This is a genomic window from Streptomyces sp. NPDC037242, from assembly GCF_055604165.1.
Genome location: NZ_JBVJUY010000001.1, coordinates 499,976 through 525,436, shown reverse-complemented (window position 1 = coordinate 525,436; position 25,461 = coordinate 499,976). Strand labels below are relative to the sequence as shown.

Annotated in this window: 24 protein-coding genes; 7 read left to right on the top strand and 17 right to left on the bottom strand. The window is 71.9% G+C overall.

The annotated features are described in order from the left end of the window. Positions 1 to 11: 11 nt before the first annotated feature. Genes ACZ7GJ_RS02235 through ACZ7GJ_RS02215 form a run of 5 tightly spaced genes read right to left on the bottom strand, consistent with a single transcriptional unit; the run spans position 12 to position 5,094 of the window. On the bottom strand, positions 12 to 893 hold the full coding sequence (locus ACZ7GJ_RS02235; RefSeq protein WP_470748743.1) for a glycosyltransferase family 2 protein: 882 nt from the start codon (positions 891 to 893) through the stop codon (positions 12 to 14). A gap of 8 nt (positions 894 to 901) precedes the next feature. Next, entirely contained in the window at positions 902 to 1,681 is a 780-nt protein-coding gene (locus ACZ7GJ_RS02230; RefSeq protein ID WP_365919124.1) for a CDP-alcohol phosphatidyltransferase family protein, read from the bottom strand. Beyond that, entirely contained in the window at positions 1,659 to 2,720 is a 1,062-nt protein-coding gene (locus ACZ7GJ_RS02225; protein ID WP_470748515.1) for an iron-containing alcohol dehydrogenase family protein, read from the bottom strand. The genes ACZ7GJ_RS02230 and ACZ7GJ_RS02225 overlap by 23 nt, the downstream gene beginning before the upstream one ends. Further along, positions 2,708 to 3,460 (bottom strand): phosphocholine cytidylyltransferase family protein, encoded by a 753-nt coding sequence (locus ACZ7GJ_RS02220; protein ID WP_470748514.1) that lies wholly within the window; start codon positions 3,458 to 3,460, stop codon positions 2,708 to 2,710. Before ACZ7GJ_RS02220 ends, ACZ7GJ_RS02225 begins: the two co-directional genes overlap by 13 nt. Next, on the bottom strand, positions 3,457 to 5,094 hold the full coding sequence (locus ACZ7GJ_RS02215; RefSeq protein ID WP_470748512.1) for a DUF5941 domain-containing protein: 1,638 nt from the start codon (positions 5,092 to 5,094) through the stop codon (positions 3,457 to 3,459). The genes ACZ7GJ_RS02220 and ACZ7GJ_RS02215 overlap by 4 nt, the downstream gene beginning before the upstream one ends. On the opposite strand from ACZ7GJ_RS02215, the gene ACZ7GJ_RS02210 reads away from it, so the two are divergent. From ACZ7GJ_RS02210 to idi, 3 genes are all read left to right on the top strand, one after another. Beyond that, a complete protein-coding gene (locus tag ACZ7GJ_RS02210; protein ID WP_470748510.1) occupies positions 5,071 to 5,208 on the top strand; it encodes a hypothetical protein in 138 nt (45 codons plus the stop codon). The two genes, ACZ7GJ_RS02215 and ACZ7GJ_RS02210, sit on opposite strands and share 24 nt — an antisense overlap. A 445-nt stretch (positions 5,209 to 5,653) precedes the next feature. Then, the gene (locus tag ACZ7GJ_RS02205) at positions 5,654 to 6,910 is read left to right on the top strand and encodes a GNAT family N-acetyltransferase (RefSeq protein ID WP_470748741.1); all 1,257 of its coding nucleotides are present in this window, start codon (positions 5,654 to 5,656) and stop codon (positions 6,908 to 6,910) included. A gap of 135 nt (positions 6,911 to 7,045) precedes the next feature. Beyond that, positions 7,046 to 7,645 (top strand): isopentenyl-diphosphate Delta-isomerase, encoded by a 600-nt coding sequence (gene idi, locus ACZ7GJ_RS02200; RefSeq protein ID WP_470748508.1) that lies wholly within the window; start codon positions 7,046 to 7,048, stop codon positions 7,643 to 7,645. A gap of 77 nt (positions 7,646 to 7,722) precedes the next feature. On the opposite strand, the gene ACZ7GJ_RS02195 is transcribed toward idi, so the two are convergent. Next, positions 7,723 to 8,217 (bottom strand): ATP-binding protein, encoded by a 495-nt coding sequence (locus ACZ7GJ_RS02195; protein ID WP_470748739.1) that lies wholly within the window; start codon positions 8,215 to 8,217, stop codon positions 7,723 to 7,725. A 130-nt stretch (positions 8,218 to 8,347) separates the two neighbouring features. Then, the gene (locus ACZ7GJ_RS02190) at positions 8,348 to 9,028 is read right to left on the bottom strand and encodes an HdeD family acid-resistance protein (RefSeq protein WP_470748506.1); all 681 of its coding nucleotides are present in this window, start codon (positions 9,026 to 9,028) and stop codon (positions 8,348 to 8,350) included. Between the two features lie 77 nt (positions 9,029 to 9,105). Here ACZ7GJ_RS02190 and ACZ7GJ_RS02185 point away from each other — a divergent pair, with 77 nt between their 5' ends. Then, positions 9,106 to 9,882: an enoyl-CoA hydratase/isomerase family protein gene (locus ACZ7GJ_RS02185; RefSeq protein ID WP_470748504.1), complete on the top strand. Its 777-nt coding sequence runs from the start codon at positions 9,106 to 9,108 to the stop codon at positions 9,880 to 9,882. Here the strand turns inward: ACZ7GJ_RS02185 and ACZ7GJ_RS02180 are convergent. Together ACZ7GJ_RS02180 and ACZ7GJ_RS02175 are read right to left on the bottom strand one after the other, a co-directional pair. Then, the gene (locus ACZ7GJ_RS02180) at positions 9,869 to 10,504 is read right to left on the bottom strand and encodes a DJ-1/PfpI family protein (RefSeq protein WP_470748502.1); all 636 of its coding nucleotides are present in this window, start codon (positions 10,502 to 10,504) and stop codon (positions 9,869 to 9,871) included. The genes ACZ7GJ_RS02185 and ACZ7GJ_RS02180 overlap by 14 nt on opposite strands. Positions 10,505 to 10,542: 38 nt before the next feature. Continuing rightward, positions 10,543 to 11,514 carry a GlxA family transcriptional regulator gene (locus ACZ7GJ_RS02175; protein WP_470748500.1) on the bottom strand — a complete coding sequence of 324 codons (972 nt, stop codon included), beginning with the start codon at positions 11,512 to 11,514 and terminating at the stop codon, positions 10,543 to 10,545. Between the two features lie 109 nt (positions 11,515 to 11,623). On the opposite strand from ACZ7GJ_RS02175, the gene ACZ7GJ_RS02170 reads away from it, so the two are divergent. After that, on the top strand, positions 11,624 to 13,261 hold the full coding sequence (locus tag ACZ7GJ_RS02170; RefSeq protein WP_470748498.1) for an ABC-F family ATP-binding cassette domain-containing protein: 1,638 nt from the start codon (positions 11,624 to 11,626) through the stop codon (positions 13,259 to 13,261). Between the two features lie 7 nt (positions 13,262 to 13,268). Here ACZ7GJ_RS02170 and ACZ7GJ_RS02165 read toward each other — a convergent pair whose 3' ends face one another. The 5 genes from ACZ7GJ_RS02165 to ACZ7GJ_RS02145 all read right to left on the bottom strand — a co-directional run bounded on the left by ACZ7GJ_RS02165 (position 13,269) and on the right by ACZ7GJ_RS02145 (position 19,369). Next, positions 13,269 to 14,039: an SDR family NAD(P)-dependent oxidoreductase gene (locus ACZ7GJ_RS02165; protein WP_470748496.1), complete on the bottom strand. Its 771-nt coding sequence runs from the start codon at positions 14,037 to 14,039 to the stop codon at positions 13,269 to 13,271. 31 nt (positions 14,040 to 14,070) lie between these two features. Then, positions 14,071 to 15,252, bottom strand: coding sequence for an MAB_1171c family putative transporter (locus ACZ7GJ_RS02160; RefSeq protein ID WP_470748494.1), 1,182 nt, complete (start codon positions 15,250 to 15,252; stop codon positions 14,071 to 14,073). Continuing rightward, positions 15,242 to 15,754 carry a hypothetical protein gene (locus tag ACZ7GJ_RS02155; protein ID WP_470748492.1) on the bottom strand — a complete coding sequence of 171 codons (513 nt, stop codon included), beginning with the start codon at positions 15,752 to 15,754 and terminating at the stop codon, positions 15,242 to 15,244. Before ACZ7GJ_RS02155 ends, ACZ7GJ_RS02160 begins: the two co-directional genes overlap by 11 nt. A gap of 204 nt (positions 15,755 to 15,958) precedes the next feature. Continuing rightward, positions 15,959 to 18,412: a Tex family protein gene (locus ACZ7GJ_RS02150; RefSeq protein WP_470748490.1), complete on the bottom strand. Its 2,454-nt coding sequence runs from the start codon at positions 18,410 to 18,412 to the stop codon at positions 15,959 to 15,961. 93 nt (positions 18,413 to 18,505) lie between these two features. Then, a complete protein-coding gene (locus ACZ7GJ_RS02145; protein ID WP_470748489.1) occupies positions 18,506 to 19,369 on the bottom strand; it encodes an SCO6745 family protein in 864 nt (287 codons plus the stop codon). A 270-nt stretch (positions 19,370 to 19,639) separates the two neighbouring features. Between ACZ7GJ_RS02145 and ACZ7GJ_RS02140 the strand changes: the two genes are divergently transcribed. Beyond that, entirely contained in the window at positions 19,640 to 21,145 is a 1,506-nt protein-coding gene (locus tag ACZ7GJ_RS02140) for a M1 family metallopeptidase (RefSeq protein ID WP_470748487.1), read from the top strand. A gap of 39 nt (positions 21,146 to 21,184) precedes the next feature. On the opposite strand, the gene ACZ7GJ_RS02135 is transcribed toward ACZ7GJ_RS02140, so the two are convergent. Next, on the bottom strand, positions 21,185 to 22,084 hold the full coding sequence (locus ACZ7GJ_RS02135; protein ID WP_470748485.1) for an oxygenase MpaB family protein: 900 nt from the start codon (positions 22,082 to 22,084) through the stop codon (positions 21,185 to 21,187). Between the two features lie 174 nt (positions 22,085 to 22,258). Between ACZ7GJ_RS02135 and sph the strand changes: the two genes are divergently transcribed. Then, positions 22,259 to 23,248 carry a sphingomyelin phosphodiesterase gene (gene sph / locus ACZ7GJ_RS02130; RefSeq protein WP_470748484.1) on the top strand — a complete coding sequence of 330 codons (990 nt, stop codon included), beginning with the start codon at positions 22,259 to 22,261 and terminating at the stop codon, positions 23,246 to 23,248. 48 nt (positions 23,249 to 23,296) lie between these two features. Here sph and ACZ7GJ_RS02125 read toward each other — a convergent pair whose 3' ends face one another. Both ACZ7GJ_RS02125 and ACZ7GJ_RS02120 read right to left on the bottom strand, forming a co-directional pair. After that, positions 23,297 to 23,665: a cupin domain-containing protein gene (locus ACZ7GJ_RS02125; RefSeq protein WP_470748482.1), complete on the bottom strand. Its 369-nt coding sequence runs from the start codon at positions 23,663 to 23,665 to the stop codon at positions 23,297 to 23,299. 114 nt (positions 23,666 to 23,779) lie between these two features. Further along, complete coding sequence (locus ACZ7GJ_RS02120; RefSeq protein ID WP_470748480.1) at positions 23,780 to 25,438, bottom strand: bifunctional aspartate transaminase/aspartate 4-decarboxylase; 1,659 nt, start codon at positions 25,436 to 25,438, stop codon at positions 23,780 to 23,782. Positions 25,439 to 25,461 lie beyond the last annotated feature (23 nt).

Here is a 25,461-nt window from a genome sequence, read left to right as displayed (position 1 = left end):
ACCCGAGCTTGTCAGATGACAGGTGGTCGGCCGAGCCGGGTCAGTCGCCAGACCGTACGCCACTTCATGGGGTGCCTCGGACCACAGGGGGTGGTCCAGCCCTCCTTGAACCCGCCGAACCACGCCTTGAGCGCGGGCGCCGAGGGCCGGCGCGCGAGCGTCAGCAGGAGCCATACGCCCACGTAGACCGGGACGAGCGGGGCGGGCAGGTTGCGGCGGGCGAGCCACACCCGGTTGCGGGCCACCATACGGTGGTACACCGCGTGCCGCGAAGGCGCGGTCGTGGGGTGCAGCAGGACCATGTCCGCCCGGTAGTCGATCAGCCAGCCGGCATCGAGCGCCCGCCAGGCCAGGTCGGTCTCCTCGTGGGCGTAGAAGAACTCGCCGGGCAGGCCTCCGACCTGCTCGAACACCTTCGTGCGGACGGCATTGGCGCCGCCCAGGAAGGTGGTCACGCGCGAGGAGCGCATCGGGTCGGAAGCGCGCAGCCGGGGCACGTGCCGGCGCTGGGTCTCGCCGGTGTCCGGATCGGCGATCCGGAAGCTGACGATCCCGAGCTCGGGGTCCTCGGTGAAGGCCTGCCGGCACAGCTCGGCGGTGTCGGTCCGCTCCAGCAGCCCGTCGTCGTCGAGGAAGAGCAGGGCGTCCACCTCGCGGCCGCCGGGTCCGAAGGCCTCGATGCCCACGTTGCGGCCACCGGGGATGCCCAGGTTCTCGGGGAGGTCGACCGTACGGACACCCGCGGGCAGGTCCGCCAGCCCGCTCACCCGCACGCCCTGGCCCACGACGACGACCTCGACCGGGTCGCCCTCCTGGCGGGCCACCGAGTCGAGCAGCGCCTTGAGCTCGTCGGGCCGGTTGCCCATGGTGATGATCACGGCGCCCAGCCGCATCGGCGAGGTCACTTGAGCCTGCTGGAGGCCAGGATCGACACCAGGTGCAGCAGCGTCTGGAGCAGCGCGATGCCGGCCAGTACGGCCACACCGAGGCGGGAGAAGTACAGGTCGCCCCGGACCTGGTCCAGGACGGCCAGCAGCAGGATGAGCAGGGAGGCCTCGATGCCGAGGACGAGGCGGTGGAACTTCAGCGCGGCGGCGGCCCTGCGGGCGAGCGCCATGCCGGACGAGCGCGGCTCGGCCGCCGCGTCCTTGACCACCGGCTTGCCGGCCTGGTGGCGGGCGACGCCGACCAGGTCCGTCTCGGCCTTGATCAGGATCGCGCCGAGGGCCGCGAGGGTGCCGAGGAAGGCCCACAGCCAGTCGACCCGCCCGCCGCCCCACAGGTCGGCGGCGCGCAGGCCGAAGCCGACCAGGACGGCCGCGTCGCACAGGTACGCGCCGACGCGGTCCAGGTACACGCCGGAGAGCGAGAACTGCTTCTTCCAGCGGGCGACCTCCCCGTCGACGCAGTCGAGCAGCAGGTACATCTGGACGGCCACCACGCCGAGGACGGCGCCCCAGACGCCCGGCACCAGCAGGGCCGGGAGGGCGAGGACGCCGGCGAGGGTCATCACGTAGGTCAGCTGGTTCGGCGTGACCTTGGTGGTGACCAGGAGGCGGGTGATGCGCAGGGAGATCTCGCGCATGTAGAGGCGCCCGCCCCAGTGCTCGCCGCTGACCCGGTCCTTCACGCCCGCAGGGTGAACGACGGGCCGGAGTTCAGCTACGGATGGTCTGGACATAGTCGGCGTAAGCGTCCCTGATCTCGGCTGCGGACAGGTTGAGGTGCTCCAGGATGGTGAAGCGTCCCGGACGGGTCTGGGGTGCGTACTCGACGGCCGCGACGAACTCGTCCACGCTGAACCCGATCTCCTCGGGCAGCACGGGCAGCCCGTGGCCGCGCAGCACCTGTACGAAGAGTCCGGACTGCTCGGCGGCTCCGCGCAGGTGCATCGCGAAGGCGGCGCCGATGCCGACCTGCTCGCCGTGGAGCGCGGAGCGCCCCGGGTAGAGCAGGTCGAAGGCGTGGCTGATCTCGTGGCAGGCGCCGGACGACGGGCGGGTGTCCCCGCTGATCGACATGGCGATGCCGGAGAGCACGAGCGCCTCGGAGAGCACGGTGAGGAACTCGTCGTCGCCGCAGCCACCGGGGTGGCGCAGCACCGACTCGCCAGCGGTACGGGCCATGGCGGCGGCCAGGCCGTCGACGGGCTCGCCGGTGAGGCGGTGCGAGAGCTCCCAGTCGGCGATGGCCGAGATGTTGGAGATCGCGTCGCCGATCCCGGCGCGGATGAACCGCACCGGGGCTTCCTTGATGACGTCGAGGTCGATCACCATGGCGATCGGCGTGGGGACACCGTAGGAGCCCCGGCCGTTGTCGTTGTCCAGGATGGACACCGGCGAGCAGATGCCGTCGTGGGAGAGGTTGGTGGCGACGGCCACCATGGGCAGCCCGACCCGCGCCGCGGCGTACTTCGCCACGTCGATGATCTTGCCGCCGCCCAGGCCCACCACGGCGTCGTAGCGGCGGCCCTTTATGTCGTCGGCCAGCTTGACCGCGGAGTCGATGGTGCCGTCGACGACCGGGTACCAGTCGGCGTGCGGCAGCACGGGCTCCAGCTTGGCGCGCAGCGCCACGCCGGAGCCGCCGCTGATCGCGATCGCGAGCTTGCCGGACGCGGAGATCCGCTGGTCGGCCAGGACGCCGGCCAGGTCGTCCATGGCGCCGCGACTGATGTCGACGACGACCGGCGAGGGGATGAGCCGCGTCAGTACTGGCATGCGATCGTCCGGCCCTTGGCGAGGTCGTCGTGGTTGTCGATCTCGACCCACTTGACGTCGCCGATGGGGGCCACGTCGACGGTGAAGCCGTCGTTGACGAGCTGCTGGTAGCCGTCCTCGTAGTAGAGGTCCGGGTCGCGCTCGAAGGTGGTCTTCAGGGCCTCGGCGAGCTCGACGGCCGCCTCGGCCTCGATGAGGGTGACGCCGATGTACTCGCCGGTGGCGGTGGCCGGGTCCATCAGCTTGGTGATCTTCTGGACGCCCTTGCCGTCGGCGGTGATGACCTTCATCTCCTCGTCGGCCAGGTGCTTGACCGTGTCGAGGGCGAGGATGATCTTCTGGCCGTTGCCGCGGGCGGCGAGCAGGGTCTCCTCGACGGACACCGGGTGGACGGTGTCGCCGTTGGCGAGGATCACTCCGCGCTTGAGGACCTCACGCGCGCACCACAGGGAGTAGGCGTTGTTCCACTCCTCGGCCTTGTCGTTGTCGATCAGCGTGATCTTGACGCCGTACTTGGCCTCCAGGGCCTCCCGGCGCTCGTAGACGGCTTCCTTGCGGTAGCCGACGACGATCGCGACCTCGGTGAGGCCGACGGCGGCGAAGTTGCCGAGCGTCAGGTCGAGGACCGTGATGCTCTCCTCGGCGCCTTCGGGGCCGACGGGCACGAGGGCCTTGGGCAGGGTGTCGGTGTAGGGACGCAGTCGGCGTCCGGCACCGGCAGCGAGTACAAGGCCGATCATGCTGGTTCTCCTTCGTCATGTACGGCGGGTGCTCCGGAGGAGACCCAGAAGCGGATGCTCTCCACGAGCACCACGAGTGCCACGAACACGGCCATGGCCGTGAGCGCGACGGGGAAGTCCGCTGCGCGCGTCGCGAGGACGGCGGCCAGGCCCACGGTCAGCAGGACCCGGCCCTCATGGCCGCCGATCGTCCGCACCAGCCAGTGCGGGGGCGCGCCGGTACCGCCACGGATGCGGTACACCGTGTCGTAGTGATGGTACGCAACCGCCGCTACCAGTCCGAATGCCGCCGGAAGGGCTCCGGGGACGTCCGCCTTGGCGGCCAGGATCAGCACGGTGCCGTACTCGGCGGCCCGGAACAGCGGGGGCAGCAGCCAGTCCAGCGGTGCCTTCAGCGGCTTCGCCACGGCGGCTCCGGCGGCCAGCACGTACACGCCGGCGAAGACGAGCAGCCACGGCGCGCCGAACGGCATCGCGTACGCGGCGGCGAGCAGCGCGACCACGGCGCCAGCCCCGCCCACCATGAACGCGGGCGCGGTGGAGGCGGGCAGCCTGCGCAGGGCCCCGGCGATCAGCTCGCCCAGCGGGCCGGTGTCGGCCAGGTCGGCGAGTGCGCGGGCGGCCCGGTCGGTACGGGCTGCCCGGCGGGTCAGCGAACGCAGGACCCGGCCGGCGGTGGTGTACAGGGCGCCGAAGGCGCAGCCGGCGAGCAGGGCGTAGAAGACGGTCCGCGGGGTGGTGACGGCGGTCAGCACCGCGATCATCGCCCAGCGCTCACCGATCGGGAGGATGATCATCCGGCGGACCCAGACCGTCCAGCCGACGCTGTCGAGCCGGTCGGAGAGGGCGGCGGTGGGGCTCGTGTTCGCCGTGGCGTCGTGGTTGGCCTCGTTGAAGGCGAAGTCGACGACGTGTCGGCAGGTCATCAGGACCATCGAGCCGAGCGCGAGGGCCCAGACGTCATCGCCGTTCCTGGCAGCGCCGAGAGCGAGTCCCGCGTAGAAGGAGTACTCCTTCGCGCGGTCGAAGGTCGCGTCGAGCCAGGCGCCCATCGTCGAGTACTGGAGCGAGTAGCGGGCGAGCTGCCCGTCGGTGCAGTCCAGGACGAAGGAGACGAGCAGGAGCACACCGGCCGCGACGTAGCCCCAGCGCTCGCCGGTGGCCGCGCAGCCGGCCGCGATCAGCGCGGTGAGCAGCGAGGCGGTGGTCACCTGGTTCGGGGTCAGGCCGCGGCGCGCGCACCAGCGGGCGATGTAGCGCGAGTACGGGCTGATGAAGAAGGTGGTGAAGAACCCGTCGCGGGACTTGACGGCGGTGCGCAGCCGGACGGCCTCGTCGTCGACGGCGGCGACGGCCGCGACGGCCTCCTCGCGCTCCGCGGCGGAGGCGGGTACGGCTGCGACGAGCGTGCCGAGCTCGGGGCGCTGGACGGCGGTCCCGGCGGCCTCGACGGCGGTGGCGAGCCGGTCCGCGTACGGGCCGGCGCCGCCGGGCGTGAGCGCGGCGGCCTTGTCGAGGGCCGCGCGGGCGCCCGGCTGGACGGCGAGGGCCCCGGTGACGGCGCAGGCGTCGAACCGCGGGTCGGTCAGCGCGAGCCGCAGCGCGTGCACGTGCCCGACGAACGCGCTGTCCACGACGGCCACCCGCTGATCGGCGGGTACGGCGGCCAGCGCGGCGGCGGTGTCATCGGGGGCGGTGGCGCTGCGGACGTCGAATCCGAGGGAGCGCAGCTCGTCGGCGAGCGGTGATCCGGGGACCGGCAGGCCGGTGAGGATGACGGTCGGCAGACGAACTCACTCCTTGTGACGAACACGGGACGGCCGCCTCTGGGGCGGCGGCTCGTCGGCAGAGGCTATCGGATGAACGGAAGCAGCCGTTCACCACCTGTTTACGCCCCGATAAGCCGAATATTCCGGGCCCCGGGCCAGGCCTGATCATCATTGACGATCACGGCGCAGTACCACAAACGGCCTGGATGTTACGGTGGACACGCCCCTGATCGTGTCGAGTGGAATGAGGTGGGTTGATGACCGTCGCAGTGGTCGCGGCCATGCGCAGCGAACTCCGGTGCATCTCCCATTCCTTCCGGGCGTCCGGCCAGGTCTGATCAGCGCGTCCGCGCGCCGAGACACCTCGTCGGCCGGAGCCCCCTTTCAAGGGTTCACGTTGACCGACTTCACCTTCAGTCCCTTCATGCAGGCCTTCTACGCGTTGCACCGCGGGCTTCCCCGACAGGCTCCCGGGTCCGACGCGAGCACCCGCCGCCTGCTGTCCCTGTGCGGACCGCTGCCCGAGCGGCCGCGCGTCCTCGACCTGGGCTGCGGTCCGGGCCGCAGTGCGCTGCTGCTCGCCGCCGAGGCGGGCGCGGGCGCGCACGTCACCGCCGTCGACGTCTACGACGGCTTCCTCGAGGAGCTCCGGGAAGCCGCCGACGCCCGCGGGCTCGGCGACCGCGTCCACGCCGTCAAGGCGGACATGGGCGCGCTCCCCTATGAGGATGGCTCCTTCGACCTGATCTGGGCCGAGGGCTCCGCCTACATCCTCGGCTTCGCCGCCGCGCTCGCGCGGTGGAAGCGGCTGCTCGCTCCCGGGGGCACGCTGGTGCTGACCGAGTGCGAGTGGACCGTGGACGAGCCGTCCGCCGGGGTCCGGGCCTTCTGGGACCCCCAGTGCCCGCTGCGTTCCACCGCCCGCAACCTCGCGGCCGCCCAGGCCGCCGGGTACCGGGTGCTGGGCGTGCACCACCTGCCCGACTCCGACTGGGGCGAGTACTACGGCCCGCTCTCCGAGCGGGTGGCCGGGGGCGCGGAGCCCGGCCCGGGCGCCGACCCGGCGGCGGCCGCCGCGCTGGCATCCGTACGCGAGGAGCTCGACGTACGGAGGCGGTACGGGCACGAGTACGGGTACACCGGCTTCGTCCTGCGCCCGGTCAGCGCCGGGGACGGGGACGCCTGGGCGGCCCGGCCGGAGACGGCGGCCGACGTCGCCGCGGTACGGGGCGTCAACCTGGCGGCCTTCGAGACCCCGCTGGAGGCGGATCTCGTGGACGCGCTGCGGACCGACGGGGCCTGGCTGCCGGGGCTGTCCTACGTGGCCGAGGGCCCGGACGGGTCGGTGGCGGCGCACGCCCTGCTGACCCGCTGCGAGGTCGACGGGGCGCCGGCGCTCGCGCTCGCTCCGGTGGCGGCCGATCCCGCGCACCAGCGCTCGGGCGCGGGCAGCGCCGTCGTACGGGCGCTGCTCGCGGCGGCCAAGGAGCGCGGGGAGTCGCTGGTCCTGGTGCTGGGGCACCCGGAGTACTACCCGCGGTTCGGGTTCGTACCGGCCTCGCGCTTCGGGATCCGCGCGCCCTTCGAGGTGCCCGACGAGGCGATGATGGCGCTGGTCCTGGACGATTCCGTGCCGGTCGCGGCGGGCACCATCAAGTATCCGGCCCCGTTCGGGATCTGATCGTGCCGTAGCCCGGCGGTCTGCCCCCCGTCGCCTATCACGCGACGGGGGGCAGACATGCGCGGATCACCGAAGTGGGGACAAGCCGCTTTTGTACGGCAGACTGAAGGTCGAAGTCCGAAGCGAAGGATGGGTATGCCGACCACACCAGCCACCGCCGCGAACAGCGCGTCCAACGGCACCGGCACTCAAGAAGCGATCATGCTCGAACTGGTCGACGAGTCCGGCAACACCATCGGCACGGCGGAGAAGCTCTCCGCCCATCAGGCGCCCGGTCTGCTGCACCGGGCGTTCTCCGTGTTCCTCTTCGACGAGCAGGGCCGTCTGCTGCTCCAGCAGCGGGCCCTCGGGAAGTACCACTCCCCCGGCGTCTGGTCGAACACCTGTTGCGGTCACCCCTACCCCGGGGAGTCTCCGTTCGCGGCCGCCGCCCGGCGGACCCACGAGGAGCTGGGGCTGTCGCCCTCACTGCTGGCCGAGGCCGGCACGGTCCGCTACAACCACCCGGACCCCGCGTCGGGTCTGGTCGAGCAGGAGTACAACCACCTGTTCGTGGGACTCGCGCAGGCGGCTCTGCGCCCGGATCCCGAGGAGGTCGGCGACACGGCGTTCGTCACCGCGGAGGAGCTGGCGAAGAGGCATGCCGAGGCGCCGTTCTCGGCCTGGTTCATGACCGTGCTGGACGCGGCCCGGCCCGCGATCCGTGAGCTGACCGGCGAGGCCGCGGGCTGGTAGGCCGTACGGGGACCGGCCGTACGCCGTCGTGCGCGGCCGGGCGGGGACCGGCCGTACGGTGATCCGCCGGCCGGTGCTCAGCTGGCCGGGGTCGGCGCGGCGAGCGGCAGGGCCGCCCAGATGACCTTGCCGCCCGTGGAGGTGTGCTCGACGTCGCAGACCCCGCCGGACTCCAGCGTGATCTCCCGGACCAAGAGCAGGCCCCGGCCGCCGGTCTGGCCGAAATCCGCCTCCAGCGCCTTGGGGCGGTACGGGTGGTTGTCCTCGACGGCCACCCGTACCCACTCCCGGCCGATGGCGACCTCGACGGCGACCTCCGGCGAGAGCAGGGCCGCGTGCCGGACGGAGTTCGTCACCAGTTCGGAGACGATCAGCAGCAGGGAGTACACCAGGTCCTGATGGGCCGGCACCCCCTGGCGCCCCAGCAGGTCGCGGACCGCACGGCGGGCCTGCGGAACGGATTCTTCTACCGCGGGAGCGGTGAACCGCCACACTCCCTCATAGGCGAGGGGGGCGGCCGGAGCGACCGGCCCGTCCCCCTCGGCTGGCGGGACACTCCCGCTGACGTCCATTTCCCGGCCCCCGTCTTCACGCTCGATCGTCTCCACGCGTCAAGAGTGGGGAACAGCCCGGTCCGGGCCGGACCGCTGACCATAAGTCAGCGCCATTCGGACACTTTCTGACCATTGGCGTATGACAGAGTCAGTTGTTGGACCGTTCCTGATCTTCCGGCAGCCGCTTCTCGGCCGCCTCGCGCGCCCCGGCCGCCGCATCCTGCGCCGTCGGCGCCCCCTCCCGCGGGGTGTCTTCCCTGACCAAGCCCAGGATGCGACGGGCGCCCATGCCGAGGGCCACCAGGCTCAGCCCGTCGAACAACAGGGCGAGCGAGAAGAAGGTTCCGATCACGTACAGACTGCTGCCCGGCCAGTTGGAGAGGATCAGCAGGCCCAGCAGGATGCCGAAGGCGCCCTGGACGAGGGTCAGGCCGAAGTTCGCACCGCGCACGACGAGCCCGCCGGCCAGCCGGAACACCCCGCCGGTGAGGAAGAGCAGCGCCGCGAACATGGTCAGGGCCTCGGCGCTCGCCTCGGGGCGGCGCAGGATCACGAAACCGGCCGCGATGTTGATGGCCGCGACGATGACCGCGAGCCAGAAGTAGTTGCTCTTGCGGGACTGCACGGCCTGCAACAGCCCGACCACACCGCCCGCCAGCAGCAGCCAGCCGAAGAGGAACATCGAGGTCAGCGTGGCGACGCCGGTGTAGACCAGCCCCACCAGACCCGCGATCACCAGTAGGACTCCCAGCAGGGCCAGTACGCCGAAGCTGCGGCTGACCTCTTTCCTGTCCTTGCCCTCGGTACGGTCTGCACGGTCTGCGCCCATGGGCGTGCCACCTCCTCGCACCCCCCGGACGGACTCCCTTGATCATAGGTACGACCGCCCGGGATAGCATCCGGCGCATGGACGCAGCCGCAACCGCAACCCTCCTGCACTCGGTGGCCGACGGGGTCGCCACCGTCGTGATCTCCCATCCCGCCAAGCGCAACGCCATGACCGCGGCGATGTGGAAGCGCCTGCCGGAGCTGCTGGAAGGGTTCGCGGCCGATCCGGCCGTACGGGTACTGGTGCTGACCGGGGACGGCGGGACCTTCTGCGCGGGCGCGGACATCTCCGCCATCACCGGGGGCGAGGACCAGCAGGCCCTGGCCGTGGCGGCGGAGGAGGCCCTGGCGGCCTTCCCCAAGCCCACGGTGGCCGCCGTCCGCGGCTTCTGCGTGGGCGGCGGCAGCCAGCTCGCGGCCGCCTGCGACCTGCGCTTCGCCGAGGAAGGCGCCTCGTTCGGGGTCACGCCGGCGAGGCTGGGCATCGTGTACGCGGCCTCCTCCACCCGGCGGTTGACGGAGCTGGTCGGCCCGGCGGTCGCCAAGTACCTGCTGTTCTCGGCGGAGTTGATCGATGCCGAGCACGCCCTGCGGGCCGGATTCCTCAACGAGCTGCTGCCCGCCGGCCACCTCGACAAGCGCGTACGGGAGTTCACCCGGATCCTGACCACCCGCTCCCAGCTGACCCAGGCGGCGGCCAAGGAGTTCGCCAACGGGCGGACCGACCGGGACGCCCACTGGACGGCGCAGGCGGCCGGCAGCGGCGACACCGCCGAGGGTGTCGCCGCGTTCCTGGAGCGCCGCGCCCCGGAGTTCACCTGGACCGCCGGGCGGCCGGGTCCTACTTCAGGATGAAGCGGCTCTTGCCCCGCCATTCCTCGACCACGTCGGCCGGGGCCTTCTCGGGAGAGCCCGCGTCGTAGGGCGGCTGGGGGTCGTACTCGGTCAGCAGCTGGACCGACTGGGCCAGCCGGTCCCCGCCGATCCGGCCCAGCAGGGCCAGACCCATGTCGATGCCGGAGGACACCCCGGCGGCCGTCACGTACTTGCCGTCGAAGACGACGCGCTCGCCCGTGGGGCGGGCCCCGTACGCCGGGAGCTGGTCGAGGGCGAGCCAGTGCGAGGTGGCGCGGCGGCCCTCCAGCAGCCCGGCGGCGGCCAGCAGCAGCGAGCCGGTGCACACCGAGGTGGTCCACGCGCTGGTGGCGTCGGCCGCGCGCAGCCAGTCGAGCAGGACCGCGTTCTCCATCTGGTCGCTCTGCCCGGGGCCGCCGGGGACCAGGATGATGTCGGGGTTCGGCACGTCGGCGAGGGTCTTGTCCGCCATCAGCGCGAGCGAGCCCGAGTCGTTGCGTACGGGTCCGGGCCGCTCGGCCACGAAGACGGTCTCGGCCCCCGGGAGCCGGCCCAGGGTGTCGAAGGGCCCGACGGCGTCGAGTGCGGTGAAACGGTCGAAGAGCAGGATGGCGATCTGCATGGCTCCTCCGGAGCGGTAGGCGGTTCGGTCATCGGGCTTTACAGGGGTTGGGGGCGACCGCCGAAGCGGCGCCGGTACTCCGCCGGGGACTGGCCCAGGGTCTTCACGAAGGCCCGGCGCAGCGCCTCCGGCGTCCCGTAACCGCAGGCGCGGGAGATCTGGGCCACCCCCTCGGTGCTGTCCTCCAGCAGCCGCCGCGCGTGCTCCACCCGCACCCGCTCGACGTACCGCCCGGGCGTCACCCCGGTCTCCGCCTGGAAGGCGCGGGCGAAGTGGCGCGGTGAAAGCCGGGCCCGGGCCGCGAGCGCCTCCACGCCGAGGTCCCCGCCCGGGTGCTCGGTGATCCACTGCTGGACGTCCCGCAGCGGCTCGCGCCGGGCGGTCTGCGCCGCGAGCTGCGCGCTGAACTGGGCCTGGTTCCCGGGCCGCCGCAGGAAGACCACCAGGTGCCGCGCGATCGTCAGTGCGAGGTCCCGGCCGTGGTCCTCCTCGACCAGGGCCAGGGCGAGGTCGATCCCGGCCGTGACCCCGGCCGAGGTGCTGACCGGTCCGTCCCGTACGTAGATGGGGTCCGGCTCCACCTCGACGGCCGGGTAGTCCCGGGCCATCCGCTCGCACGCGTTCCAGTGCGTCGTGGCCCGCCGGCCGTCCAGCAGTCCGGCCTCGGCCAGCAGCAGGCTCCCCGTGCACACCGACACCAGCCGCTCCGCCCCGGCCCCGTGGGCGCGCAGCCAGTCGGTGAGCCGCGGCGCGAAGTCGGCCGTGTACCGGCCGCCGGGCACCAGCAGGGTGGTCCCGGCCCCCGGGCGCTCGCCCTCCAGGTCCCCGTCCGGCACCAGCGTCAGCCCGCTGTGCGTACGGACCGGCTCCCCGCCGAGGGAGACCGTCCGGATCGCGTACCCGGCGCAGCCCGAAGCCCGGGCGGCGCCGGCGAACACCTCCACCGGTCCGGTGACGTCCAGGCTCTGCACCCCGTCGTAGAGGACGACGAGCACCTTTCGCTGCTGCATGACCTCATCCTGTGACGCGCGGCCGATGGCCGCAATGACGTGCATCCCACCTATCCGGCCATACGACCGGCTCCGGGGAGCACGGTCGCGCGGATAGGATCGGCAGATCATGACTGCAACCCTCGTCGCCAAGAACCTCACCGCCGCGCACGGTGAGCGCACCCTCTTCGCCGATCTCGACCTCGTCGTCGCGCCCGGCGACGTCATCGGCCTCGTCGGCGTCAACGGCGCCGGGAAGTCCACCCTGCTGCGGATGCTCGCCGGTCTGGACACCCCCGAGACCGGTGAGCTGCGGCTCTCACCGCCCACCGCCGCCGTCGGCCACCTCCCGCAGGAGCCCGAGCGCCGCCCCGGCGAGTCGGTGCGGGAGTTCCTGGCGCGGCGTACCGGGGTGGCCGCCGCGCAGGCGGAGCTCGACGAGGCGACGCAGGGCTTGGTGGACGGCACCCCGGGTGCGGACGACGCATACGCGGACGCCCTCGACCGGTGGCTGAACCTGGGCGGCGCCGACCTCGACGAGCGGGCCCAGGAGGTCGCCGACGACCTCGGGCTGGCCGTCGGACTGGACCTGCCGATGACGGCGCTCTCGGGCGGCCAGGCCGCGCGGGCGGGCCTCGCCTCCCTGCTGCTGTCGCGCTACGACGTGTTCCTGCTCGACGAGCCCACCAACGACCTGGACCTCGACGGTCTGGAGCGGCTGGAGCAGTTCGTGAAGGGCCTGCGCGCGGGCACCGTGGTCATCAGCCACGACCGCGAGTTCCTCACGCGCACGGTCACCAAGGTCCTCGAACTCGACCTGGCCCAGCAGCAGATCAACCTCTACGGCGGCGGCTACGACTCCTACCTGGAGGAGCGCGAGCGCGCCCGCGGCCACGCCCGCGAGGAGTACGAGGAGTACGCGGGCAAGAAGTCCGCCCTTGAGGGCCGGGCCCAGATGCAGCGCAACTGGATGGACAAGGGCGTGCGCAACGCCCGCCGCAAGTCGAGCGACAACGACAAGATCGGCAAGAACCTGCGCGGTGAGTCCAGCGAGAAGCAGGCCGCCAAGGCCCGGCAGACGCAGCGCGCGATCGAGCGGCTGGAGGTCGTCGACGAGCCGCGCAAGGAGTGGGAGCTGCGCATGGAGATCGCGGCGGCCCCCCGCTCCGGCTCGGTCGTCGCCACGCTGCGCGAAGCGGCGGTCCAGCGCGGGGACTTCGGCTTCGGCCCGGCCAGTCTGCAGATCGACTGGGCGGACCGGGTCGCGATCACCGGGGCCAACGGCGCCGGCAAGTCCACGCTGCTGGCCGTGCTGCTCGGCCGACTGGCCCCGGACTCCGGCTCCGCCACGCTCGGCTCCGGGGTACTGGTGGGCGAAGTCGACCAGGCGCGCGGCCTGTTCCTCGGCGAGGAGCCGCTGCTGGAGGCCTTCTGCGCGGCCGTCCCGGACACCGAGCCGGCCGAAGTGCGCACGCTGCTGGCGAAGTTCGGCCTGAAGGCGGCGCACGTGCTGCGCCCCGCGGCCACCCTGTCCCCCGGCGAGCGCACCCGGGCGGCCCTGGCGCTGCTCCAGGGCCGCGGCGTGAACCTGCTGGTGCTGGACGAGCCCACCAACCACCTCGACCTCCCGGCGATCGAGCAGTTGGAGGCGGCCCTGGACGCCTACGAGGGCACCCTCCTGCTGGTCACCCACGACCGCCGGATGCTCGACGCGGTCCACGTGACCCGCCGCCTGGAAGTCGCGAACGGCAAGGTCACCGAGGTCTAGCGGGCGGTCATTCGGCCGGGGGCCGGCGGGTGCGGGCCATCTTCCGGGCCACGAAGGCGCGCGGGAGGTGGCGGACCGCCAGGGCGTACGCCTGGTAGCGGCGGCCGGTGACGCTGATCGGGCGGCGGCGGACGAGGTCCTTCAGGGCCTGGTCCACCACCGCCCGCGGGTCCAGCCAGACCGCCTCGCGCAGGGCGCTGACGTCCATCCCGGCGCGCTCCTGGAACTCGGTGCGGGTGAATCCCGGCACCACCGCCAGCACGCGGACCCCGTACGGCTCCATGTCCACCCGGAGGGACTCGCTGAAGGCGGTGACCCAGGCCTTGGCGGCTCCGTAGGTGCCGGTCGGCAGGAGCCCCGCCACCGAGGAGACGTTGACGACCGCGCCCCGGCGGCGTTCGCGCAGGCCCGGCAGCACGGCGTGGGTGAGCCGCAGCGGGACCTTCACCAGCAGGTCGAGCATCCGCTCCTCGTCCTCGACCGGGCTGTACGGGAAGGGCGCGGGGAGGCCGAAGCCGGCGTTGTTGACCAGGATGTCGACGGGGCGGGTGCGGTCGGTGAGCCGCTGCTCCACGGCCGTGCGGTCGCCGGTGTCGAGGAGGTCGGCGGCCAGCACCTCGCAGCGGGCGCCGAACTCCCGCTCCAGCGATTCGGCGACGGTTTCGAGGCGGTCCTTGTCGCGGGCGACGAGGACGAGGGCGCAGCCCTTGGCCGCGAAGCCGCGGGCGAAGGCCGCGCCGAGTCCGGCGCTGGCTCCGGTGATCAGTACGGTGGTCACGTGCGGGTCACTTCCTTGCTGTTCGAACGCGTCACGGGGCGAATGCGGTGGTGGCCGGCGAGGCGTAGGCCCGGGCGACGTCGACGAGGAAGCGGGCCTCGCCCTCCAGGTCGCCGTCCTCGGCCGAGGTCTGGATGGCGGCCGGCAGCTCCAACGCGTCGTCCTCGCCCCGCTGTTGCTCGGCCCCGGCCAGCTTCGCCTGCCGCGCCTCCCTCAGTACGCAGGCCAGCGCGGCCGCGGCGCGCCCCTGGTCGGGCACCCCGTGTCCGGCGACGTGGCTGCGGGCCCGGTCCGGGACGCCCGGGGCGACGTACTCCCCCAGGATCAGGATCGCGTCGCGGGTCTCGATGACCTTGCGGTACACGAGCAGGTTGCGCGGCACCGGCGGCCACAGCAGCTCCAGTACCCGGCCGGCCCGCGGCTTGGTGAGGGCGACGTGCGGGACGGCGTGGACCAGGTCGCGCCACAGCGGCCAGAGCCGCCAGGCGGTGGCGATGTCGGCGGCGGTGCGGCGGAATGTGAACAGCGTCGGGACGAGGATCGCGGCGGCGCGGACCAGGCCGTGCAGGTTCATCAGCAGCGGCAGGGCGGGCATCGCCCAGGTGCTGCCGAACAGCGCCTTGAGCAGGTACGCGAACCAGAACACCCCGGCGAGCGCGGTGCCGAGGCCGAACAGTTGCAGTCCGGCGGCGAGGCCGCGGCTCTCGGTGCGCCGGCTGTAGCGCCAGCAGACGTACACGCAGACGGTGTTGGCGAGCAGGTGCGCGGAGATCAGCACCAGCCAGTACGCCAGGGAGGGCACCGGATCGCCCACGGGCGGGATGGTGTGGGTGCCGTGCGCGGGCGCGGCGGCGTCGAGCACCAGCAGCGTGCCCAGCCAGGCCACCGTGCCGGCGCCGGAGGCGAGTTGGAGGCGGCGGCCGCGGGTGGCGGCGGCCACGAAGTAGAGCACGGCGCCGGCCGAGAGCACTCCGATGAGGTTGCGGATCAGGCCGATGGTGTGGGCGTAGCCGGGGTCGCGGCCCATCGCGTAGGCGACGACGGCGGGCAGGTTCAGGGTCATCGCGGCGGCGGCCGTGGCGACCGCGAGCCACAGTCCGCGCTGGTGCGGGGCGCGCAGCGCGCCGGGGGCGCGCAGCAGTACCGCTGTCCAGAGGCAGACGACGCTGGGGACGGCGAGCCAGTCGCCGAGGGCGATGAGGTCAGCCGCCATGGTGACCGCGCCTGCGCCGCTCGTAGCCCATGGCGGACTCCAGCCGGGCGAGGGTGTCGCGGGCCTCTCCCGTGGCCGGCCCGGGGCCGGCGCTCGCCGTGCGGATGCGGATCATGCTGGCGAGCATCTCCGCCTCCTGCTCCTGGCGGGTGGTGTAGTTGGTGCGCCCGAGGACGGTGGGAGCCTGCCCGTCGGTCTCCTCGCCCTCCAGCGAGTGGTGCCCGAACAGGATGTGGCCGATTTCGTGGAGCACGATGTGCTCCCGGTGCAAGTGGGTGGTCTGGGCCTCGTAGAAGACGTAGTCGACGCTGGCGGTGCCCACCCACAGCCCGCAGACCCCGGACTCGGCCGCCTCCCTGGGAAGCGGGTGGAGCTTGATGGGGCGGCCTCGCTGCTCCGCGATCCGGTTGCACAGGCCGTCGAGGGAGAAGGGGTGCGTCAGGTCCAGACGACCGAGAATCGACTCGCACCGTTTGCGCAGACTGAGTTGCGGGTGGCGCATCTGATCCCTCTTCTGATCCCTCTTCGGAGCCTTTCTCGGGCAACGTCGGTAGGCGTGCGTGGGCAGGGGCATGGCGTCCTTCGGGAAAACGCGGAAGCCCGTCCGCCGGAAGACGAACGGGCGTTCCACCATCCCTACAGATCTTGCACGGGGGTTGGCAAGGCATGTCCCCAGGTGGGGTGCCTATTCGGCCAACCCTGCCGGCTACCGCTTGCGGCGCTCCTCCGGGCCGGTGAGACCCGCGCGGCGCAGGGCGTCGGCCATGGCGCTGTTGGCCGGGGCCGGGGCGCCGCCTCCGCCGCCGCCCTGCCGCTGACCGCCCTGGCCCTGCCGCTGGCCGCCCTGGCCCTGACCGCGCCGGCCCTGGCCCTGGCCGCCGTCACGGGAGCCGCGCTGCTGGGGCGGGCGGCCGCCACCGCGCCGCTCCTGCCGCTCCTCGCGCGCCTTCGGCTCGCCGGCGGCCGACCGGTCCCGGTCCTGGCCCGCCTCGTCCTCCAGCCGCAGCGTGAGCGAGATCCGCTTGCGCGGGATGTCCACGTCCATGACCTTCACACGGACGATGTCGCCCGGCTTGACCACGTCCCGCGGGTCCTTGACGAAGGTCTTCGACAGCGCCGAGACGTGCGCCAGTCCGTCCTGGTGGACGCCGATGTCGATGAAGGCGCCGAACGCGGCCACGTTGGTGACCACGCCCTCCAGGATCATCCCGGGGGCCAGGTCGCCGATCTTCTCGACGCCCTCCTTGAAGGTGGCCGTCTTGAAGGCGGGCCGCGGGTCCCGGCCCGGCTTCTCCAGCTCGCGCAGGATGTCCGTGACCGTCGGCAGGCCGAAGGCCTCGGTCACGAACTGCTCGGGCCGCAGCGAGCGCAGCACGCCCGTGTTGCCGATCAGGGCGGCGACCTCGCTGCCCGCCGTCTTGCCCATGGCGCGCACCACCGGGTACGACTCGGGGTGCACGCTGGAGGAGTCCAGCGGGTCGTCCCCGCCGCGGATCCGCAGGAAGCCCGCGCACTGCTCGTACGCCTTCGGGCCGAGGCGGGCCACGTCCTTGAGCCCCTTGCGGTTGCGGAAGGGGCCGTTGGCGTCGCGGTGGGACACGATGTTCTCGGCGAGGCCGCCGCTGATGCCCGAAACCCGCGAGAGCAGTGGCGCCGAGGCGGTGTTGACGTCCACGCCGACGCCGTTCACGCAGTCCTCGACGACGGCGTCGAGCGAGCGCGAGAGCTTCACCTCGGCCAGGTCGTGCTGGTACTGGCCCACCCCGATCGACTTCGGGTCGATCTTGACGAGTTCGGCGAGCGGGTCCTGGAGCCGGCGGGCGATGGAGACGGCGCCGCGCAGCGACACGTCCATGCCGGGCAGTTCCTGCGAGGCGAAGGCGGAGGCCGAGTACACGGAGGCGCCGGCCTCCGAGACCATCACCTTGGTGAGCTTCAGCTCGGGGTGGCGGGTGATCAGGTCCCCGGCGAGCTTGTCGGTCTCGCGGGAGGCGGTGCCGTTGCCGATGGCGATCAGCTCGACCGCGTGCTCCTCGGCGAGGCGGGCCAGCTTGGCGAGGGACTCGTCCCACTTGTTGGCGGGCACGTGCGGGTAGATCACGTCCGTGGCGACGACCTTGCCGGTGGCGTCCACGACGGCGACCTTCACGCCGGTACGGAAGCCCGGGTCCAGCCCCAGCGTCGCGCGGGTCCCGGCCGGCGCGGCGAGCAGCAGGTCGCGCAGGTTGGCCGCGAAGACCCGTACGGCCTCGTCCTCGGCGGCGGCGCGCAGCCGCATCCGCAGGTCGATGCCGAGGTGCACCAGGATCTTCGTGCGCCAGGCCCAGCGGACCGTGTCGGCGAGCCACTTGTCGCCGGGACGGGCGCGGTCGTTGATGCCGAAGCGGCGGGCGACCATGCCCTCGTACGTGGACGGGCCGGGCGTGTCGCCCGGCTCCTCCGGCACCAGGGTGAGGTCGAGCACGTCCTCCTTCTCGCCGCGCAGCATCGCGAGGACGCGGTGCGAGGGCAGTGCGGTGAAGGGCTCGGCGAAGTCGAAGTAGTCGGCGAACTTGGCACCCGCCTCCTCCTGGCCCTCGCGGACCTTCGCGGCGAGCCGGCCGCGGCCCCACATGCGCTCGCGCAGCTCCCCGATCAGGTCGGCGTCCTCGGCGAACTTCTCGGTGAGGATGGCGCGGGCGCCCTCCAGCGCCGCCGCCGGATCGGAGACGCCCTTGTCGGCGTCGACGAACGCGGCCGCCGCGGCGGCCGGTTCCACCGACGGGTCGGCCAGCAGGCCTTCGGCGAGCGGCTCCAGACCGGCCTCGCGGGCGATCTGCGCCTTGGTGCGGCGCTTGGGCTTGAAGGGGAGGTAGATGTCCTCCAGCCGGGCCTTGGTGTCGGCCGCGTTGATGCGCGCCTCCAGCTCGGCGTCGAGCTTGCCCTGCTCCCGTACGGAGTCCAGGATCGCCGCGCGCCGGTCCGCCAGCTCGCGCAGATACCGCAGCCGCTCCTCTAGCGTGCGCAGCTGCGCATCGTCGAGCATCTCGGTCGCTTCCTTGCGGTAGCGCGCGATGAACGGCACGGTGGAGCCGCCGTCGAGCAGCTCGACGGCGGCCTTGACCTGCCGCTCCCGTACGCCGAGCTCCTCGGCGATCCTGCCTTCGATGGACATCGTCACGATCGGGTCCCGCCTGCCTTCGTTTGCACTGGAAGGCTGCCAATTGTGGCAGGTGGCGGTGGCGGACGGCGGGAGCCCCGGTTGCGGACCCGCTCAGGCCTTGCCGAGGAGGTCGCCCGGGAAGGCCCCGGCGCCGATGGCCCGCATCACGAATCCGCCGCCCAGTTCGGCGAGTCGGGCCAGTCCTGCTGCGCCCAGGTGCTCGTACGGGGCCGCGTCCAGGCGGTCGGTGTCGGCCTCCAGGGCCTCGCGCACGGCCTTGCCCTCGTCGGTGAGCTCGCCGTCCGCGTCCAGGATCCCGCGGGCGCGCAGCCGATCGGCCGCCGCGTCCAGGTCGGACTGCTCCCAGCCGCGGATGGCCTTGAGCCACTTCGGGCTCATGCCGCGGCCGGTGGCGGTGTGGCTGACCAGGGCCTCCACCGGGTCGAGGCCCGCGAGGAGCAGTGCGGCGAGGTGGCCGTCGCCGCGGTGCTCGCGCAGCAGCGTGGTGGCGTGCCACAGGCGCAGGTGCGCCTCCTCGGGTACGGGGAGGTCCGCGTGCGCCGCGTAGAGGGTGCGGGCGTGCCGGGTGCAGCCCTCGGTGGCGCGCATCGCGAGGTCGGCGGTCTCGGCGAGCTCGGGGGACTCGATGACCTCCTGGCCGAGCAGCCGGCGCAGGGTGGTGTCGACGGCCCGCAGCCGGGCGGCGAGGGCCTGCTCGGGCGTGATGGTCTCCCAGAGGGCGGGCAGGTGCCGGGCGACGAGCTCGTGGCGGTAGTTGTAGAACGTGGCGGTCACCGCGCCGGCCCCGACGGCGCCCATGGCGGCGGAGCGGTGAGCGAGGTTGACGGCGACCGGGTCGGTGATGCCGAGGCCCGCGAACTCCTTGCCCAGGTCCGGCGAGAAATAGACGGCCGAGTGCAGCGGATTGATCGCGGTGTGCCAGCAACGGCGGGCGTCGAGCAGGGAAATCGTCATGCCCGGCAGGCTACCGACTGTTTGGTACGTCGGGTAGATCGGTTGCCGCCAACGCGGCCCCGGGGCGGGGGTGAAGACGCGGCCCGGGGGCGGCCCGGCGGCGAACCGGCAGCGGCGGCCCGTTCTTTCAGGCCTTTCTTGGTCCTGTGACGGCCGAATGGCGATCGTGTGACAGCAGGGGCCATGGACATGACGTGGGGCGCCGGGCGTGAATACGGTCGGACCACAAAGCTTCGAACCGATCTGTCTCCCCTACCACTTGGAGCCCAGGTGTACCGCAAAGCCATCGCCCCGAGCGTTCTCGCCGCCTCCCTTCTGCTGGCGATCCCGGCGTCGGCGGCGAGTTCCGCTCCGGGCGCCCCGGGTATCGGCGACCCCTACTACCCGGCCAGCGGAAACGGGGGGTACGAGATCTCCCACTACGACCTGCGCCTGAAGTACCAGCCGAAGACGGACCTGCTGGAGGGCACCGCGACCCTCCTCGCCACCGCCAAGCAGGACCTGTCGCGCTTCAACCTGGACTTCGGCCTGGAGGTGAGCGAGATCCGGGTCAACGGCGCCAAGGCGAAGTTCGCCAAGTCCGGCACCCAGGAGCTCGAAGTCACCCCGGCCTCCGCGCTCCAGCGCGGAAAGCAGGCGACCGTCGTCGTCAAGTACGCGGGCAAGCCCTCGGAGTTCAAGATCGACGGCTGGAGCGCCTGGCAGCGCACCCCGGACGGCGGCGTCGCGGCGCAGGAGCCCGATTCGGCGGTGTGGTGGTTCCCCAGCAACGACCACCCGCGCGACAAGGCGACCTTCGACATCTCCGTCAACGTCCCCGACGGCACCCAGGCCATCAGCAACGGCGTGCTCCAGTCGCAGAGCTCGAAGCTCGGCTGGACCCGCTACAACTGGCGCTCGAACAAGCCGCAGGCCACGTACCTGGCCACCCTCGCCATCGGCAAGTTCGACATCACCACCGACAAGACGGCGAGCGGGCTGCCGATCCTCAACGCGTACAGCCAGGACCTCGGTGACAACGCGGGCGCGGCGCGGGCGAGCGTGGAGCGCACCGGCGAGGTCGCGGAGTGGCTGGAGGGCGTCTTCGGCCCGTACCCCTTCAACGCGCTGGGCGGCTACGTCCCGAACGTGCCCAGCGGCTTCGCGCTGGAGACGCAGACCCGGCCGTTCTACAGCCCCCGCCAGTTCGCGAACGGCTCGAACGCCTCGGTGGTCGTGCACGAGCTGGCCCACCAGTGGTACGGCGACAGCGTGTCCGTGGAGAACTGGAAGGACATCTGGATCAACGAGGGCTTCGCCCGCTACAGCCAGTGGCTGTGGTCGGAGAAGGAGGGCGAGGGCACCGCTCAGGAACTCGCCGACTGGGCCTACGCCTCACGCCCGGCCGAGGACCCGTTCTGGCAGGTCAAGCCGGGTGACCCGGGTCCGGAGAACCAGTTCCACGGGGCCGTCTACGACCGCGGGGCCCTCGCCCTGCAGGCGCTGCGGAACGAGATCGGCGACGAGAAGTTCTTCGCGATCCTCAAGGGTTGGCCGACCCAGCACGCGTACGGCAACGCCTCGGTCGGGGACTTCGTGCGCTACGCGGAGAAGGTCTCCGGCAAGCCGCTGGCGCAGCTCTTCGAGGACTGGCTGTACACGCCGGGCAAGCCCTCCTTCGCCCCGCCGGCTGCCAAGGCCCCCGCGGCGCGCTCCCTCCAGGCCCCGGCGAAGCCGCCGGTGGAGCCGAAGTCCTGGAAGAAGATCGCCGAGACGAACACGATCCACGAGCACTGATCCCGGGTCGTAGGTGCAGGACCCGCGCGCCGGCGGCCCTCAGTGGGCGCCGGCGCGTCGGCGCGCCCTGGCTTCCCGCGCGATGGGCAGGTACCGCAGCCGTTCCGGCAGCACCGGTACGAGGAGCCGTGCGACCGTGCTGAAGCGGCGGAGCTTGCGCTCCTGGGCCGGGGTCCACTCCAGGCCGATCGCGGCGCGCGCCTCGGGCGGCATGTAGCCGACGGTGACGAAGGCCCGCAGGCGCAGGTACAGCACGCGCAGCAGCGGCCAGGCGAGCCGGAGCAGCGGCCGCACGGCCGCCGGGCCGACCTCGGGGCACGGCACCGGCGCATCGGTGGCGACCAGCTCGCGGGCGACCTTGGTGGGCTCGATCTCCTCGGCCAGCATCCGGTGGTAGTAGGGCCAGAACTCCTCGATGCTCTGCGGCATGTCCCGGTCGTGGAGGCCCAGGATCCGGCCCACCTGGAGCCACTCGCGGTACATCTGCCGCTCCTGGGCCGGGGTGATGCGGCGGAACAGGTAGCGCCCGGCGTACAGGGAGACCGGGAATCCGGTGGCGTGCACCCAGGCGTAGCAGGCGGGGTCGAGCGAGTGGTAGCGCCTGCCCCGGGTGTCGGTGCCCTGGATCTCCTTGTGCAGCCGGCGGACCCGGCGCCCCTCGGCGGCGGCGTGCTCCCCGCCGTATACCCACAGCTGGACCGAGCGCAGCGAGCGCTCGCCGCGACCCCAGGGGTCGGTGCGGAAGACCGAGTACTGGTCGACCCCGGCCCCGACCGCGGGGTGGGCGACCTGGAGGGTGAAGGCGGCGGGCAGCATCAGCAGGGAGCGGATGTCCCCGGCGCTGCCCCAGAGCACCCCGCCGGGCGGGGGCGGCTGGGGATCGGTCCGGCGGCCCGCGGCCTTCCGTTTCGAGGTGTCCGAATCCTCGGTCGTACTCATCCGTGGTCCCCCAGGTCTGGCTCTGTTCCGTCCTCCCAGTATCCGTGGTTTCCGGGGCGCCCCCGTTTTGACGCGGGCAGGACAGAAAGTCTTGTCATGGGTGTTACCCAGAGGTAACCGCGGCTGCTTGGATGACGGCGTCGATCTTCCCCCGCAGGAATGATGGAGTCCCCCATGCCGAACACCTCGCCCCGCCGCAACCGGGCCGCGGCCGCCGCCGTCGCGATGATCGCCGCCGGTACGCTGGCCGGCACGACCGCGCCCGCCGCCACGGCCGCGGAGAGCGCCGACGCACCCCGGCTGAGCGTGCTGTCGTACAACGTGTTCCTGATGAGCAAGAACCTCTACCCGAACTGGGGCCAGGACCACCGGGCCGCGGAGATCCCCAAGACGTCCTTCTACCAGGGCCACGACGTGGTCGTGATCCAGGAGGCCTTCGACAACGGCGCCTCGGACGCCCTCAAGGCCAACTCGGCCGCGCAGTACCCGTACCAGACCCCGGTCGTCGGCCGCAGCAAGAGCGGCTGGGACGCCACGGGCGGCGCGTACTCCTCCACGACCCCGGAGGACGGCGGCGTCACGATCCTCAGCAAGTGGCCGATCGTCCGCAAGGAGCAGGTCGTCTACAAGGACGCCTGCGGCGCCGACTGGTGGTCCAACAAGGGCTTCGCCTACGTCGTGCTGAACGTCAACGGCTCGAAGGTGCACGTGCTCGGCACGCACGCCCAGTCCACCGACCCGGGCTGCGGCTCGGGCGAGGCGGCGGACATGCGCGCCCGCCAGTTCCGGGCGATAGACGCCTTCCTGGACGGGAAGAACATCCCGGCGAACGAGCAGGTCATCGTGGCGGGCGACATGAACGTCGACTCGCGCACCCCCGAGTACGCCACGATGCTGGCCAACGCCGACCTGGCCGGCTCCGACACGCGCACGGGCCACCCGTACTCCTTCGACACCGCGCTGAACTCGATCGCGAACTACCGCTACCCGAACGACCCGCGCGAGGACCTGGACTACGTCCTCTACCGCAAGGGCAACGCCCGCCCGGCGGGCTGGGAGAACAACGTGGTCAAGGAGCAGTCGGCGCCCTGGACGGTCTCCAGCTGGGGCACCTCCTACACCTATGACAACCTCTCGGACCACTACCCCCTGATCGGCCGCTAACCCCCCACCCGGCCGCCGTACCGACCCAGGTCCGGCGGCCGGCCCCGTTCACGAGGGCAGCGAGGCGGCCACATGGTCGACGACCACCTGGAACTCCTTCGTCGGCGAGAAGTCCAGGAACTCGCAGTCCTCCAACGCCTCCGGAGCGTGACCGGGTTCCCAGTAGAAGGCATCGCCCTCCTGGTAGACCCGGTCCCCGTCCTTGAAGTGCAGCTTGACCTTCCCCTTGAACACGTATCCCCAGTGCGGGCACGTGCACAGGTCGTCCGGGAGCCCCTTGAACGCCGGCGTCATGTCCACGCCCTTCGCGAATCGCACGAAGCCGACGGAGAAGTCGCCGCCTATCTCGCGCATCCGCAGTTCCACACCGTCGCCTTCGAAGGCCACGGGCGTCTGGTCCCGCGTCGTTGCCGTCATGGCTGCTCCACGTTTGTCCGCTCCGGCGGTCCGGAGATCCCCCTGTGTTCCCCGATAGCCCAAGTCTCCCCCCGCCCCGCCCGGCCCGCGAGGGCTCAGGGGAGCGGCGCCGGGTCAGGCGGAGGCCTTGGCGCGCTCCCATTCCGTGGCGTAGTCCTGGAAGATCTCGCGCAGGTGGTGGCCGATCTTCAGGTAGTCCAGGTCGTCGAGGTTGGCCAGGGAGACGCGGACCGACCACTCGGGGCCGTCGAAGCCGCCGCCGTTGAGGAGGACGACCGAGGTCTGTTCGGCGAGGCGGAAGAGCGGGTCGACCGGTTCGTAGTTCTTCTCCAGGAAGTCCGCGAAGTCCTTGCCGTGGACCCGTTCGGCCTCGGCCAGCAGGTCGAGTTCGATGTAGTACGCGGCCCGCCGGTCGTCGTCGGAGATCTTCATCTGGGCGCCCTCCAGTAGGAGGTCGAGGCGCCGGTGGACGATCTGGCGCAGGTGCTCCTTGTACGCCTGGCCCTCCTCCAGCATGTCGAAGAGCGAGAAGAGCACCATCATCGTCTGCTGCGGCAGCGACAGGCCGGCGGTGTGGTTGAGGGCCACCGAGCGGGAGTCGGCGACCAGCCGGTCGATGAAGCGGATCCGGTCGGGCTCCAGGGTGAGCGTTCCGTAGCGCCTGGCCAGGCGGTCCTTCTGCTCCTGCGGGAAGTTCGCGATCATCTCGTCGATGACGTTGTCGTCGTGCAGGCCGATGACGCCGAGCCGCCAGCCCGTACAGCCGTAGTGCTTGGAGTACGAGTACACGAGCAGGGTGTTGCGGGGCAGCTCGGCGGCGACCGAGCGGAAGCCGGGCACGAAGGTGCCGTACACGTCGTCGGTGACGATCAGCAGGTTCGGGTTGGGGCCCGCCACGATGTCCTTGATCTGGTTCGCGACGCGCTCGCTCAGCGCCAGCGACGGCGGGTTGCTGGGGTTGACGAGGCAGACGAGCTTGACCGCCGGGTCCGCCAGCTGGGCCACTGCCTCCTCCGGGTAGCGCCACTGGCGCACCCCGGTCTCCGCGAAGAGGCTCGCGGAGACGTTCACCACCTCGAACTCGAAGGTGTCGAGCTCCGGGATCTCGATGTACGGGGTGAACACCGGGGCCATCAGGGCGATCTTGTCGCCCTTGTGGAGGATCCCGTTCTTCATCAGGGAGTCGAAGATGTAGCACATGGCGGCGGTGCCGCCCTCGGTTGCGAACAGCGACAGGTTGTTGCCCTCGGGCGGCTGCTTGTCGAACATCTCGTCGCCGATGTACCCCCGCACGATGTGCTCGGCGTGCACCAGCATCCGGTCGGGGACCGGGTAGTTGTCGCCGGTGATGGAGTCGGTCAGCTCGTGCACGAAGGCGTCCTTGTCGAACGGCCAGCGCGTGAGGGCGTACTGGATGCAGGCGGACAGCATCTCCACGCCGGGCAGGTCCGGGTGGCGCCGGACCCAGGAGTCGAAGCGCTCGGCGATACCCTTCTTCTCGGGCATCCCGCCGAGGTTGTCGGCCGTCCACACCCGCCGGGACTCTTCGAGCGCGAAGTAGCCGAGGGCGTAGAAGGCCTCACGGGGTCCGGCGGCGATCCAGTTGGGGTTGCCCCGGCCCGCGTTGAGCATCGCCCGCGCGGTGGTCTCCTTCTGGCCCGGCTTGTCCTCCTGCACGGCGGTGGCGAGCTGGATGAACTTGTCCTTCAGCTCGAACGGGCTGAGCTGGGCGAAGGACTGGATCTCCTCGCGGCTGAAGCTGGTCTCCGGCACGGCGTTTCCTTTGCGTAGGTGGT

Coding starts and splice junctions, on each gene's coding strand:
- ACZ7GJ_RS02175 (WP_470748500.1), bottom strand. CDS start 11,514: ATGCAGCAGCGAAAGGTGCTCGTCGTCCTCTACGACGGGGTGCAGAGC.
- ACZ7GJ_RS02170 (WP_470748498.1), top strand. CDS start 11,624: ATGACTGCAACCCTCGTCGCCAAGAACCTCACCGCCGCGCACGGTGAG.
- ACZ7GJ_RS02235 (WP_470748743.1), bottom strand. CDS start 893: ATGCGGCTGGGCGCCGTGATCATCACCATGGGCAACCGGCCCGACGAG.
- ACZ7GJ_RS02230 (WP_365919124.1), bottom strand. CDS start 1,681: ATGTCCAGACCATCCGTAGCTGAACTCCGGCCCGTCGTTCACCCTGCG.
- ACZ7GJ_RS02180 (WP_470748502.1), bottom strand. CDS start 10,504: ATGCAGATCGCCATCCTGCTCTTCGACCGTTTCACCGCACTCGACGCC.
- ACZ7GJ_RS02190 (WP_470748506.1), bottom strand. CDS start 9,028: ATGGGCGCAGACCGTGCAGACCGTACCGAGGGCAAGGACAGGAAAGAG.
- ACZ7GJ_RS02160 (WP_470748494.1), bottom strand. CDS start 15,252: ATGGCGGCTGACCTCATCGCCCTCGGCGACTGGCTCGCCGTCCCCAGC.
- ACZ7GJ_RS02145 (WP_470748489.1), bottom strand. CDS start 19,369: ATGACGATTTCCCTGCTCGACGCCCGCCGTTGCTGGCACACCGCGATC.
- ACZ7GJ_RS02195 (WP_470748739.1), bottom strand. CDS start 8,217: ATGGACGTCAGCGGGAGTGTCCCGCCAGCCGAGGGGGACGGGCCGGTC.
- ACZ7GJ_RS02225 (WP_470748515.1), bottom strand. CDS start 2,720: ATGCCAGTACTGACGCGGCTCATCCCCTCGCCGGTCGTCGTCGACATC.
- ACZ7GJ_RS02135 (WP_470748485.1), bottom strand. CDS start 22,084: ATGAGTACGACCGAGGATTCGGACACCTCGAAACGGAAGGCCGCGGGC.
- idi (WP_470748508.1), top strand. CDS start 7,046: ATGCCGACCACACCAGCCACCGCCGCGAACAGCGCGTCCAACGGCACC.
- ACZ7GJ_RS02185 (WP_470748504.1), top strand. CDS start 9,106: ATGGACGCAGCCGCAACCGCAACCCTCCTGCACTCGGTGGCCGACGGG.
- ACZ7GJ_RS02125 (WP_470748482.1), bottom strand. CDS start 23,665: ATGACGGCAACGACGCGGGACCAGACGCCCGTGGCCTTCGAAGGCGAC.
- ACZ7GJ_RS02205 (WP_470748741.1), top strand. CDS start 5,654: ATGCAGGCCTTCTACGCGTTGCACCGCGGGCTTCCCCGACAGGCTCCC.
- ACZ7GJ_RS02155 (WP_470748492.1), bottom strand. CDS start 15,754: ATGCGCCACCCGCAACTCAGTCTGCGCAAACGGTGCGAGTCGATTCTC.
- sph (WP_470748484.1), top strand. CDS start 22,259: ATGCCGAACACCTCGCCCCGCCGCAACCGGGCCGCGGCCGCCGCCGTC.
- ACZ7GJ_RS02220 (WP_470748514.1), bottom strand. CDS start 3,460: ATGATCGGCCTTGTACTCGCTGCCGGTGCCGGACGCCGACTGCGTCCC.